The 12337-nt window shown below is 44.8% G+C and carries 12 protein-coding genes; all 12 read left to right on the top strand.

All coding sequences use genetic code 11. From position 1 onward, the window contains the following. Nucleotides 1–27 precede the first annotated feature (27 nt). Complete coding sequence (locus H6G89_RS01335) at nt 28–1056, top strand: glycosyltransferase family 4 protein (RefSeq protein ID WP_190503394.1); 1029 nt, start codon at nt 28–30, stop codon at nt 1054–1056. A gap of 19 nt (nt 1057–1075) precedes the next feature. Continuing rightward, on the top strand, nt 1076–1945 hold the full coding sequence (locus tag H6G89_RS01330) for an FkbM family methyltransferase (RefSeq protein ID WP_190503392.1): 870 nt from the start codon (nt 1076–1078) through the stop codon (nt 1943–1945). Between the two features lie 66 nt (nt 1946–2011). Beyond that, a complete protein-coding gene (locus H6G89_RS01325; protein ID WP_190503390.1) occupies nt 2012–2818 on the top strand; it encodes an FkbM family methyltransferase in 807 nt (268 codons plus the stop codon). 232 nt (nt 2819–3050) lie between these two features. Beyond that, a complete protein-coding gene (locus H6G89_RS01320; RefSeq protein WP_190503388.1) occupies nt 3051–4343 on the top strand; it encodes a glycosyltransferase in 1293 nt (430 codons plus the stop codon). Further along, on the top strand, nt 4340–5008 hold the full coding sequence (locus H6G89_RS01315; protein ID WP_190503386.1) for a class I SAM-dependent methyltransferase: 669 nt from the start codon (nt 4340–4342) through the stop codon (nt 5006–5008). Before H6G89_RS01320 ends, H6G89_RS01315 begins: the two co-directional genes overlap by 4 nt. A 41-nt stretch (nt 5009–5049) precedes the next feature. Beyond that, entirely contained in the window at nt 5050–6117 is a 1068-nt protein-coding gene (locus tag H6G89_RS01310) for an NAD-dependent epimerase/dehydratase family protein (RefSeq protein WP_190503385.1), read from the top strand. Between the two features lie 216 nt (nt 6118–6333). Further along, on the top strand, nt 6334–7380 hold the full coding sequence (locus tag H6G89_RS01305) for a hypothetical protein (protein ID WP_190503383.1): 1047 nt from the start codon (nt 6334–6336) through the stop codon (nt 7378–7380). 9 nt (nt 7381–7389) lie between these two features. Continuing rightward, nucleotides 7390–7599, top strand: coding sequence for a hypothetical protein (locus H6G89_RS01300; protein WP_190503381.1), 210 nt, complete (start codon nt 7390–7392; stop codon nt 7597–7599). 127 nt (nt 7600–7726) lie between these two features. Beyond that, entirely contained in the window at nt 7727–8848 is a 1122-nt protein-coding gene (locus tag H6G89_RS01295; protein WP_190503379.1) for a glycosyltransferase, read from the top strand. Then, nucleotides 8827–9981 (top strand): glycosyltransferase, encoded by a 1155-nt coding sequence (locus tag H6G89_RS36180; RefSeq protein WP_190503377.1) that lies wholly within the window; start codon nt 8827–8829, stop codon nt 9979–9981. The genes H6G89_RS01295 and H6G89_RS36180 overlap by 22 nt, the downstream gene beginning before the upstream one ends. A gap of 8 nt (nt 9982–9989) precedes the next feature. Next, entirely contained in the window at nt 9990–11138 is a 1149-nt protein-coding gene (locus H6G89_RS01285; RefSeq protein WP_190503375.1) for a glycosyltransferase family 4 protein, read from the top strand. After that, nucleotides 11119–12336 (top strand): glycosyltransferase family 4 protein, encoded by a 1218-nt coding sequence (locus tag H6G89_RS01280; protein WP_190503373.1) that lies wholly within the window; start codon nt 11119–11121, stop codon nt 12334–12336. Before H6G89_RS01285 ends, H6G89_RS01280 begins: the two co-directional genes overlap by 20 nt. The last annotated feature ends 1 nt before the right edge of the window (nt 12337 follow it).

The raw sequence follows: 12337 nt of genomic DNA, 5'->3' as shown, positions 1-12337 counted from the left end.
TCATTCGGGATTTAAGGACAACGAATAATGAAAATTTTGGTTATCGCAGATGCCAAAATTCCTGTGCCACCTGTTCACTACGGAGGAACGGAAAGAATTGTTGCTCTGTTGTGTGAGGAACTACAAAGACGGGGACATCACGTTACTCTTATAGCTGCTTCAGGTTCAAAAAATTATGGTCAAATCATCACCCATCGCCCTCCTGATAATTCTTCTTATTGGTCTAGAGCGTCTAGGAAAATATGGTTTCAAATTCTCAGCTTGAAAGCAGCTCAAAACATAGACGTGATTCATAATTTTGGAAGAATTGATTATCTTTTTTCGCTGTTAAAACTGTCTTATCCAATAGTCAATACCTTTGAGAATCCCATCTTAGAGCAGGAAGTTAAATGGCTACTTTCCCAGCGTCGCCAACACTTATTGCTTACTAGTGTTAGCGATCATCATCGACAGCATATTGCTTCAGGATGCTGGGAGACTGTATATAACGCAGTTGATTTGAAACAATATCCCTTTGTTAAAACACCTGTTGAGGAACCGTATTTGGCTTTTTTGGGTCGATTAACTGCAAATAAAGGGGTGCATGTGGCAATTCGGGTTGCTCAAGCAACAGGGATGAAACTCAAAATAGCAGGGACTATTTCAGATGAAGAAGGAGGACAGGACTATTTTGCAACTCAAGTCAAACCTCACTTAGGTCAACAAGTTGAGTGGATTGGTTCGGTCAATGATCAACAAAAAGCAACGTTCCTGGGCAATGCAACTGCTTTACTGTTTCCGATTCAATGGGATGAACCTTTTGGCATTGTCATGACTGAAGCGTTAGCTTGCGGAACTCCTGTCATTGCCACAAAAAGAGCGTCAACACCAGAAGTGGTTTTACATGGTACTACAGGATTTCTTTGCAATGATGAGGCGGATTTGATTGATGCGGTCGGTAAATTGAATCAAATTCAACGAGCCGATTGTCGAGCAGATTGTGAACGGCGATTTAGTGTAGAACATATGACGGATTGTTATCTAAATGCCTATCACGACGTTTTGAATCAGAAGTAGTTTGTCTGGAGACACATTAATGCCTGATGCTTTAATTTCGGCGCATTCAACATTAAGACCGTTGTTTGATGCGTTACCTGAGTCAATCAAATCGATGGCGCGATCGCTCTATCGACGATTGTTAGATTGGCGATATGGTCAACTTGGGTTAGCAGAAGCACAACAAAACGATCGGATCTGGAAACTTCATCCATCCGTTGCTCTGCGAGGTCAGGAGCAAGAGGTTGAAACGGCTCGTTGGTTCAGAACCGTAATTCGACCGGGCATGGATGTGATGGATATCGGAGCTAATGTGGGGCAAATGACCCTGGAGATGGCATATTTAGTCGGTCAAAAGGGGCGAGTAATTGCGGTAGAACCAGGACCCGGTAATTTAGATTTGTTAGAAAAGCATGTTGAAGGAAATGGCTTTTCTGACCGGGTAATTGTAGTTGCGGCTGCCTGCTCTGACCAAACGGATCAAACTGTAAAGTTGAAGATTTTTGGGGACGATAGCAATGTTGTTGGTAGCGGTTTCTCGATTCTAGATGTTCCTCAAACTCGTAGTCAGGAACTTTTACCAGAGATATTCATTCAAGTGCAAACAACTACCATTGACGCTCTGTGTTCAACCTACGCTTTCAGGCCAGCCATCATCAAGATTGACGTTGAAGGGGCAGAGTTACTGACACTGATGGGTGCAAAAGCTACATTGGCTACTATCCGTCCAATCATTCATTTTGGCTTCCATCCATTTGCTTTTTCTGACCCTGAAGCAGCGAGTCAACGAATTCTATCTTTATTGGTTGAACATAACTACATCATTGAATCACGGGATGGTCAAACAGTGACATCTTCTTTAGATATGGAAGAGTATGTCGCTCGTCCTCAAGAGAATCGTGAGAAATGATGATATGTTCTCCGGATTGATAAGCCTTTAATCGAAAAGTCTATCAGCAAGTTGTACCCTTACGATATGAGTATTCAATCAAGCTGGAACGCATTTTGGCAAATCGTAGAAGAAGATCGTCAGTTCACTACTCTAAATCTGCCTCGATGGTGGTACTTAGGATTTCATTATCAGGGCAGATTGGCTGCACGATTTAATCAACCTCAAAAGGTTAAAACGGTTGAACTCAAGCTCTATGACCGAAACATTCAACTTCCTCTTTCTCCTGCATATGAAGGGATGTTAAAAGGAATTTTATTAGACCAAGAGTATTTCCTGAAAGACGTTTTACCATTTGAACCGAGAAGAATTATTGATTTAGGTGCCAATATTGGATTAGGTGCTCTTTCTTTGTCTTGCCAGTTTCCGCAAGCAGAGCTTATTTGTGTAGAGCCTGATCCTCGTAATAAGCCCTTGCTAACACAAACACTAGCTGTTAATCATGTTCCTGCTAAAGTGTTCGATTGTGCAATAGGCGCAAACTCTGGTCAATTAAAGCTACGTTTTGGTGATGATCCTACCTGCTCAGCTTTAGAAAGTTCTCCTATGCATCAATTAGATCAAACAGTTGTTGTTGAAGTAAAGACAATTCCCGAAATCTTACGAGAGATCGGTTGGTCAGAGATCGATCTACTAAAAATCGATATCGAGGGTAGCGAAGATGATTTATTGTCTCAAAATAATGAATGGTTGAAGAATGTAAAAGCAATCATTTTAGAGATTCATCCTAATACAACACCTGAAAAGATTCAGTCTTACTTGCAACCGTATAACTTTCATTTGAAACGGCATCGTGAAGGGCGAGAACCTGTATACATTGCTCTTCGCTACTGACATAACTAGTTTCTATAGCAATCCCACTTTAAAGTTGCCTCCAAGTGTATGAGAGCGGCGTGGAAAATCTGCATTAGAAATCTTAGATTTTTTAACAGCAAATGGTTATACGAGAAATGAACATTACAGCAATTGAGTTCTGAGTTTGCAACCAGCACTTCTGCATCAGCAACCTTGATTCCGATTGATTTTTTGTGTTTGATGATTCTCATCGTTCTTAATTCCTAGTTCTATGAAAAAACTAGTAAATCAGCGGCTCCTTCGTTTTCTTGTAGGGGGAGGTATTGCTGCGCTTTTCAATCTAATTCTGATTGCTCTGTTGATTGAGAAGTTAGGCTTTAACACTCCATTATTGAGAAACGTAGCAAACATTCTTGCGATCGAAGTATCCCTAATTGTAAGCTTTTTCATCTACCGGATTTGGGTATGGACTGGGGGAGTTTGGACGGTTCAAGAGATCGTATTCAAACAAATTCCGCTCTATCACCTATCTGCTGGGGCAGCTTTAGCGTTGAGGATTTTTCTTGTATTTCCTTTGCTCGATTGGTTAGGAGTGAGTTATGCATTAAACACCTTAATTGGGGTGGGTTTAAATGCAGTGATTAACTATATTCTGAGCGATCGCTTAGTCTTTCGTGACAATGATGCTGATTCATCTAGTTCCGTTGATCTGTATCCTCCAGAAGGATTAAGTCCAGCCTTTGCTACTCCTCAACGGGTACCGGAAAGCAATCATCCACTGTTGGGTAGTGCTTCAGAGCCATTTTTTCTTTCAGTTGTTATTCCTGCTTACAACGAAGAAGGATGCATTCAAGATACGGTTGAGCGGATCAGTCAGCATTTAACCCTGTGGGAAATCGATTTTGAGATTTTGGTGGTTAATGATAACAGCCGTGACCGCACTGAAGCGATTTTACAAGCATTGACTGAAAACAATCTGCATGTTCGCTATGTCAATAATCACTATCCAAATGGATTTGGATTTGCGGTGCGGTGCGGGCTAGAACGGTTTCGGGGAGATGCAGTTGTAATTGCAATGGCAGATGCATCCGATCCTCCTGAAAATATTGTGGGCTATTACCACAAATTAAGAGAAGGCTACGATTGCGTATTTGGTTCTCGATTCATTCGGGGTGGACGAGTAGTTGATTATCCCTCGCACAAGTTAGTTGTGAATCGTTTAGCGAATTTGTTTATTCAAGTTCTCTTGGGAATTCCGTATAACGATACGACCAATGCTTTCAAGGCATACCGACGGGAGGTTATTCAAGGGGTTACTCCTTTAATTTCCCATCATTTCAACCTCACAGTTGAGCTACCCCTTAAGGCAATAGTTCGGGGTTATTCCTACGCGATCGTTCCGATTGCGTGGCACAACCGAAAAACAGGAATTTCCAAACTTAAGTTGAAAGAAATGGGAAGTCGCTATTTATTTATCGTCTTATACATTCTTTTGGAGAAATTGTTATCACGGGGAGATTACGTGAAGCCCTCTTTGCAATATCCGGAGAAGCTGAAAGCATGAGCATCAATCGCTATCTCAAGGAACTTTATGCCAATCGGTTTGACCCCAGCCAACAGCGAGCTAAGAATGTTTTGTGGAAAGTTCTAGTTCGGGATTATCTACAACAGTACATCAAGATCGACAGTGCTGTTCTTGATATTGGTGGTGGCTATTGTGAGTTCCTCAACCATGTGCAAGCAGCTTCCAAACATTTGATTGATCTCAATCCTGACGCAAAATTATTTGCAAATGCAGATATCGAGATTTTTAATATCAATATTTTGAAAGTAGACCATGATGATCTGATTGCAACTCGATATGACGTCATCTTTATCTCAAACTTCTTTGAACATCTTGCTTCAAAAGAAGAATTGTTTAAGGTTTTGGAGTTTTGTTTTGACCATCTGGTTCTGGGTGGGTCGCTACTGATCATTCAACCCAATTTTAAGTACTCCATGAAAGAGTACTACGACTTTATCGACCATCAATTACCTATCACTCATCTGTCTTTAGTGGAAGCATTAAGAGCCGTAAATTTTGAAATCGATGTCTTAATTCCGCAATTTTTACCCTTTTCAACGAAAGGTAGACCGTCTGCTCCGTGGATGCTTCGCCTTTATTTGAGGCTACCGATTCTTTGGCGATTTCTGGGTGGACAAATGTTTATCAGAGCTACAAAACGCTGACCAAGACCTTTTACTTAAAAAGCCGTCTAGGAGTTGTCTAAATGTCAAGAAACGTTCTTATTACCGGAGGAGCTGGCTTTATTGGCGGTTCCTTGGGATTAAATTTAGCCAAATACTATCCAGATTGGCAGATTACTGCGCTTGACAACCTCAAACGACGAGGCTCGGAGTTGAATCTGAATCGATTGAAGCAGGCGGGAATTCGGTTCGTTCATGGAGACATTCGCAATCCCGAAGATTTAGACGTTCGCCTACTACAACCGGATTTGATTGTGGAGTGCTCGGCAGAACCTTCTGTACAAGCGGGATATACATCTCCAGCGTATGTATTACAAACTAACTTAGTGGGCACTGCCAACTGTTTAGAGTTGGCTCGTCAAAGCCAAGCCGATTTTATTTTTCTCTCCACTAGTCGGATCTATCCCATTACACCGCTCAGCCAGTTGCAATGGGTAGAAACCGAAACCCGGTTGCAATTGGCAGAGTCCCACAATTTTGCGGGTGTATCCCAGGAAGGGATCGCAGAAGATTTTCCCCTGGAAGGACATCGATCGCTCTACGGGGCGACGAAACTTGCATCAGAGTTGCTCATAGCTGAATATGCTGAAATCTATGGAATTCGGACTTTAATCAACCGTTGTGGCGTGGTTACGGGTCCCTGGCAGATGGGCAAGGTGGATCAGGGGGTCTTTGCGCTGTGGATGATTGCTCATTACTTCAAGCAATCGTTGAAGTATATCGGCTTTGGTGGGCGAGGTAAGCAAGTTCGAGACTTCCTACATGTAGACGATCTAATCGCTCTGCTCATGACTCAAATCCAAGACCTGGATCGACTCCAGGGGCAAACCTTTAACGTTGGCGGTGGATTAACTCATTCTCTGTCGCTATTAGAAACTACTCATCTCTGTCAAGCCATTACTGGCAATTCCCTCTCCATTGATGCCGTGTTGGAAAACAGACAGGGAGACATTCCAATTTATATTACCGATTCCAGAAAAGTTCAGGCTGCAACAGGTTGGAAACCGCAACGTGACGCCAAAGAAACCCTCACTGACATTTACCGTTGGATTCACCTGCATGAAGAGCAGGTAAGCCACATTTTCTTATGACACCTATTCAGTTAAACCAAATAGTAGCCCTGGATTAGGACTACCAACCAAATCATGCAAAACGTTGTCACTCATACACTTGATAAATGCTTGGCGTTGAGTCTGTCAAAATTCGATGTCCTAACCCGACGATTAGGTATTCTACCCTCAGCTTTGTTAGTCAGTTTGGGTACGTGGATCATTTCTATATTTCTTTATGCTCCACCCCTGTTTGTGATGTACAGCAATAATTCTCCCAGTCGATGGGACGATCTACTTGCTATGTGTGCTAACCCTCTCACCCGCAATCTACACGAACCGATTCTGGCGTATCGAATTACTCTTCCTGTGATTGCTCATAGCTTGGGGTTATATGGCGATCGCTGGTCGTGGAGAGCACTATTAGCCACACCAGGGTTGCCCTATCTAGCATTGATTGGAACGTTGGCGATCGTGTATGTGGTTGTTCAACGACAAACAAACTCAACCGTAGCCGCATTAACGAGTTTAGCGTTGAGTCTCACTCATCTGACCCAGTGGACAAATACTCACTGGGGACATCCTGATTCCATTACGCATCTGGCGATCGCTGTAACGATGCTATCACCAAATGTTTGGCTCACTGGAGTAATGACTGTTTTGGGAAGCTTAAACGATGAACGGTTTGTCGTAGCGATTCCATTTGTTTTGCTCTGGTATATCGCTACTGAACCCACTCCGCCAAAACGGATTCAGGCTTCGCTCAAGACCATCGCTGGATTTGCGGTGGGATTAGTGATTGTGGTGCTAGTTCGTCACGCTTTAACCGTTGGTTGGATTGGAGAAGGCATTGAACGACCTGCTGTTTACAACAGTATTTTAGATGTCCTCATGAACCCGTGGAAAATCAATTGGGCAGTCTTTCTGACCAGTTTATTTTTGGGATATCGCTGGGTTTGGGTTGTTTTAGGGTTAGCGTTAGGAATCGCTTGGCGTAAGCCCTATCGTTGGATTGGACTTGGGTTAGGAGTAGCTGTTCTTTTAGCAAGTTACTTTACAATCACCGTTGCTGATATTAGCCGCAGTACCGCCTTTTACTTTCCTGCGATCGCCATTGCGGTTTGGCTTCTGTATCGTCAATCCGCCATTCTGTGTTATCGAGCATTAGCGGTAGTCAGCGTTGCTTGTATCTTAACGCCTGGTTTCTATCTGTTTAGTTTTAGTGATATTCAGCTCTATCGTCCACTGCCATTAGTTTTAGTACGTTTGTTAACAGGTTGGGACATTTTGGACTTGTTGCGATAGGAGATATTCATGAGCATTACCCTGGTTTCTGGGTCAGCCGGATTGATTGGTTCTGAAGCAGCCTCATATTTCGGCAATCTAGGGTTAGCGATCGTTGGACTTGATAACGATATGCGCCGAGTTTTCCAGTGGATTGGGGATAGTACCGCATTATGGAGCACTATCCTGACTGGCACATGGAATACAACGTTGAGAAAATCCTTAGATTTACCGAAATAGAGATTACTACTCTAAAAGGAATCACTACAAAAATGCTGTTTTTAGTACCCGCAGAGTTCAAATCAACCATTGTAAAAACTGCCAGTTCTTCAAATCCAGTTCTTTAAGTCCAGTTCTACAATTCCCAATGAACTCCAAAACAGTTCTTGTCGTTCTCACGTCTCTTTGTGCTGAAGGAACCCCAGTATTGGTACTGGAGATGGCGAAATGCTGGTTACAACAAGGTATTCAGCCCATCATCGTCACGCTGAATGCTCAGCCCGTTGATCTCCTACCAGAATTTCAAGCATTAAACATCCCCATGACTTGCTTAAATATGGGCGATCGCGGCTATCATCGCTACGCCCAACTTGTGTTGAACTTCTATCGCCTGTGTCGTCAGTTCAAACCCGATGCGGTGCTATCCATGCCGTTGGGGTGGCATAGTTTTATCGCGTGGGGGGCAAGACTGGCTGGAGTTCAAGCTGTTGCTGCTCATGTGGGCAATTATCCACCCCATTGGACAGGTACAGCCTTTCACAAATTCCGCACGCTGATGCAGTTAGGGCGACCCGTCACCCAAAAATTGATTTGTTGTAGCCATTATGTCCGGGCAGGAGTCATCCAGTGGTTTGGCATACCTGAAACAGAAACCATTACCATCTATAACGGGTGTCCGCTGGAACGGTTATCCCAGGGCGATCGTTCCCCCTGGCGACCCGAAGCAGAGCGATCGCTTACCATCGGCATGGTTGCCCGCCTGGAAATTCATAAGGATCAACCCACTTTAATTCGCGCTGCCCGATTACTGAAAGATCAGGGTTTAACCGTGCAGGTGTTGCTGATTGGCGAAGGGAGCCGACGCAGGGAATATGAAACCTTAATTGCCTCAGCACAGGTGGAGGATTGTGTTCATCTGCTGGGAATGCGGCGGGATATTCCTGACCTATTGAAAAAGCTGGATGTGTTTGTGTTTTCTGCCAAACCTGACGAAGGGCTGGGTATCGCTCTACTGGAAGCGATGGCAGCCGGAGTGCCGATTGTGGCTACAAACGTACCCGCCTGTGAGGAAGTGCTGGACGGGGGGAGGTTAGGGCTACTTGTGCCTCCGTCTGATCCGATCATGATGGCTACGGCAATCCAACAGGTCATCAATGATCCGGAGAAAGCGCATCATCGGGCGAAGGAAGCTAGAGAAAAAGTGCTGCGAGACTTTACTATCTCCCACATGGCACAGGAGTATGCCCGGTGTCTGATGCTGCTTCCTTAATCAATAACCAGAAATCTACTCAACCCGTGATCGTGCATGTGATCAACGGGTTACGGTTTGGTGGCAACGAAACCCTTTGTTTGCAACTGCTGCGTCACGCCCCATCTCACGTTCAAAATGTATTACTCAATGTTGACTCTCAATATCAAGAGATGCTGTCTCTGTTTCAGGCAGTCCCAGGGCTAACCATTCACCACCAAACTACGCTCCTCTATCCGCGAATTCAGTTTATCTGGGCATTGTACACCTGCTTCAAGCAATGGCATCCACAAGCTGTGCTAGTGTATCCCTTTGGACTTCATGTGTTTGTTGCTTTAGCGGCTCGATTAGCAGGAGTGCCCGTTGTTGCCGTCCATGCGGGTAATCCACCACCGGAATTGGGGCATAGCGATCGCTGGAAATGGAAACTATTAATTACACTGTCGTGGTTGCTTAGGGTGCCCATTTACAGTTGCTCCCATGCAGCCCATCAGATGTTTACTGAGCTGATGCCATTACCAAAAGGCTCGTTTCCAATTCCCAATGGATGCAATATTGAGGACATTGCCCAACGAGCAGAACAGATACGCAAGGGTCGCGCATCATCAACGACGACCATCATTGGCATGGTTGCACGGTTAAATACGATCAAAGATCAGGCGACTGTCATTCGGGCTTTTGGGCGGTTGATTCAAACCTGCAAGAACATCGAACTGTGGCTAGTTGGGGATGGATCAGAACGGGAAGCCCTAGAAGCCCTATGTAACTCCTTGGATTTAACGAATCATGTGAAATTTTGGGGGGCGCGATCGGACGTGCCAGAACTCTTGGGGCATATGGATATTTATGCCTTCAGTACCACACGAGATGAGGGATTTGGCATTGCTTTAGTAGAAGCCATGGCTGCCTCACTGCCCGTTGTTGCCAGTCGAGTTGCTGCTTGCCAGGAGGTATTGAACCAAGGGGAAGCTGGAATACTGGTGCCTCCTCAAGACGCTGACGCAATGGCAAAGGCATTCGAGACATTGATTCGGTTTCCTAAAGAACAAAAAACCTGGGGACGCCGAGCCTACAACCGAGCCGTTAAGCACTATACCATTCAAACCTGCGCTCAACAGTGGTACAACCTCCTGCTCAATCACAACGTGGAATGATGACGTCAATGCAACGGTTACTAACACTGGTGGGAGATCCTAATCAAGTCAATACGTGGAGTAACATTCCCTATTTCTTCCTCCAGGCTGGGAAAACTCAAGGATTTCTCCATCAGGGGCTACCCTTAAACCCAGAAAAACTGAAGTTGCAACGTCTGGTGTGGAATGGTTGGCAGCAACTCACCACAGGGCATCACGGAGGCTTTCAGTATTCGACCGCATTTCTCAAATCATTGTTTGCTCAAGTCTCACTGGGAGATCAACCAACGGAATTGATCAGCCATTTTCCCCTCTTGCCTCCTATGCCCTGGGCATTTAACTGGCGAGTGAACTATTACTTAGATGCCACCACAAAACAAATTTTTGATGCCTATGGGTTGGCTGCAAAGGTTAGCCCTGCTATTCAACAGGCTGCCCTTGAACAGGAGAAAGCACACTTTCACCAGTGCGATCGCGTCATTTGTATGAGTCCATGGGCAGCACAATCTGTGGTAGAAGATTACGGGGTTTCTGGCAAAAAAGTGCATGTGATTCCCGGAGGTGCCAACCTGAATGAAGCGGCACTTCCCCCGATCGACAAACCCTTTGCTACCTTTCCACCATTGCAACCGTTGCGGTTAGGGTTTGTAGGGAAAGATTGGCAACGGAAAGGACTGCTCTATGTACTGCAAATTGCTGATGGGTTGATCCATCGGGGGTTAACGGTCGAAGTCATCGTTGTTGGTCCACCAAAAAAAGACTTACCTGCTCATCCTGCGATTCGAGCCGTTGGTTTTATCAACAAATCCACCAACCTCGATGGCTATGTGCAACTGGTGCGAAGTTTCCATTTTGGCTGTTTATTTTCCCAGGCGGAAGCATTTGGAATTTCTAACCTGGAATGTTTAAGACTAGGAGTTCCGGCGATCGCCCATCGAGTGGGAGGTATTCCTGCAACATTACCCGAAGGATTGGGGCATCTGTTTGCACCTGAAACATCTCCTGAAACGGTTGCTGACCTGCTGGAATTTTATATCCGCGATCCCGCCAGTTATGCAGAACTCCGTCAGCGGATTGCAGCACGAGCAGGAGACTTTTCCTGGAGTATGACCGTCCGCAAATTTATTCAACTTTGGCAAGGATCAGACGAATTTTCCTATGACCATCTCCAGCGATAAACTTACCTTTGCAGTGTTACAAGCAGGTGCTCGAATGCACTATGCTGTCCCTGCTTTATTAGCTCAAACCAAGCAGCTTAAAGCGTTTTACACTGACTTGCATGGAGAACATAAATGGTTGCGATGGTTAGACCAGTCTTGGTCAAATCCTCCAAAACTATTCAAGCGTTTGCTAGGGCGCAGACTCCCCTCTGACTTACCTCAATCTCTAGTTCGTGATCAACCCCTCACAACACTGGCAGCATCTGCCCTAAATCGATTACCGGGGGTTCACATTGATCCAGAGCAAGCTGTTTTAAGACAAGCTGAACGAGATCAGTTTGCTCAAGCTTCAGCACTCTACACTAATTTCATCAATAATGATTTACCAGTTGTTCAAGCGGCTAAAGAAGCAGGATTATTTTGTGTTCATGAGCTAATTATTAGTGCTACAACAGGGCGGATTTTGTTGGAGGAGCGGCAGCAGTTCCCCGGCATTGAACCTCAAGGCGAAACAGCAGAGATTGTTGAGGCAGGAATTGAGCGCGATCTCGAGAAGTGGAACTTGGTCGATCGCATTCTAGTACCCTCTCAATATTGCTTTGATAGCAGTGTTGCCTTAGGAGCAGATCCCTCCAAACTCTGGATAGTACCTTATGGAATTCGTGAAGAATGGTTAAACCTTCCGGTTAATCCTAAACAGGGTCGAGTTTTATTTGTAGGGCAAGTCAGATTATTAAAAGGAAGTCATTATTTGGCAGAGGCAACACGTTTACTGGCGAAGCGAGGCTTTCAAGGTGAAGTTCGAGTTGTAGGGCCTTGGTTTGTAGATGTTGAAAATTCAATTTTTCAAGGCCCGTCTTATCTAGGACAGATACCTCGATCATTAATTCATACGGAATTCTGTCAAGCTGATGTTCTTGTTCTACCTACATTGTCCGATAGTTTTGGCTTAGTGCATCTTGAGGCATTAGCTTGTGGCATTCCCGTGATTACGACTACCCATTGTGGAGCGGTCATTCGTGATGGCGTTGAAGGATTCATTGTCCCCATTCGGGATGCACAAGCATTAGCAGACAAAATTGAGCAGATTGTGGGCGATCGCCAGCTTCGTGAGCGAATGTCTCAGAATGCCAAAAAACGTGCTCAAGAATTTACTTGGCAACACTATAAAGAACGCTTGTTAATCGCACTTAGTAAAGCAGAACCAAGGGTGTAGG

It is taken from the genome of Oscillatoria sp. FACHB-1407 (assembly GCF_014697545.1).
Taxonomy (GTDB): Bacteria; Cyanobacteriota; Cyanobacteriia; order Elainellales; family Elainellaceae; genus FACHB-1407.
Note: the sequence above shows the minus strand (reverse complement) of the source record. Positions and strands in the feature narration are given on the sequence as shown.

Bases quoted from the DNA above. Each gene is read 5' to 3' on its own strand.
- H6G89_RS01335 (WP_190503394.1), top strand. From the start codon at position 28: ATGAAAATTTTGGTTATCGCAGATGCCAAAATTCCTGTGCCACCTGTT.
- H6G89_RS01325 (WP_190503390.1), top strand. From the start codon at position 2,012: ATGAGTATTCAATCAAGCTGGAACGCATTTTGGCAAATCGTAGAAGAA.
- H6G89_RS01300 (WP_190503381.1), top strand. From the start codon at position 7,390: ATGAGCATTACCCTGGTTTCTGGGTCAGCCGGATTGATTGGTTCTGAA.
- H6G89_RS01310 (WP_190503385.1), top strand. From the start codon at position 5,050: ATGTCAAGAAACGTTCTTATTACCGGAGGAGCTGGCTTTATTGGCGGT.
- H6G89_RS01285 (WP_190503375.1), top strand. From the start codon at position 9,990: ATGCAACGGTTACTAACACTGGTGGGAGATCCTAATCAAGTCAATACG.
- H6G89_RS01280 (WP_190503373.1), top strand. From the start codon at position 11,119: ATGACCATCTCCAGCGATAAACTTACCTTTGCAGTGTTACAAGCAGGT.
- H6G89_RS01305 (WP_190503383.1), top strand. From the start codon at position 6,334: ATGTACAGCAATAATTCTCCCAGTCGATGGGACGATCTACTTGCTATG.
- H6G89_RS01330 (WP_190503392.1), top strand. From the start codon at position 1,076: ATGCCTGATGCTTTAATTTCGGCGCATTCAACATTAAGACCGTTGTTT.
- H6G89_RS01315 (WP_190503386.1), top strand. From the start codon at position 4,340: ATGAGCATCAATCGCTATCTCAAGGAACTTTATGCCAATCGGTTTGAC.
- H6G89_RS01295 (WP_190503379.1), top strand. From the start codon at position 7,727: ATGAACTCCAAAACAGTTCTTGTCGTTCTCACGTCTCTTTGTGCTGAA.
- H6G89_RS01320 (WP_190503388.1), top strand. From the start codon at position 3,051: ATGAAAAAACTAGTAAATCAGCGGCTCCTTCGTTTTCTTGTAGGGGGA.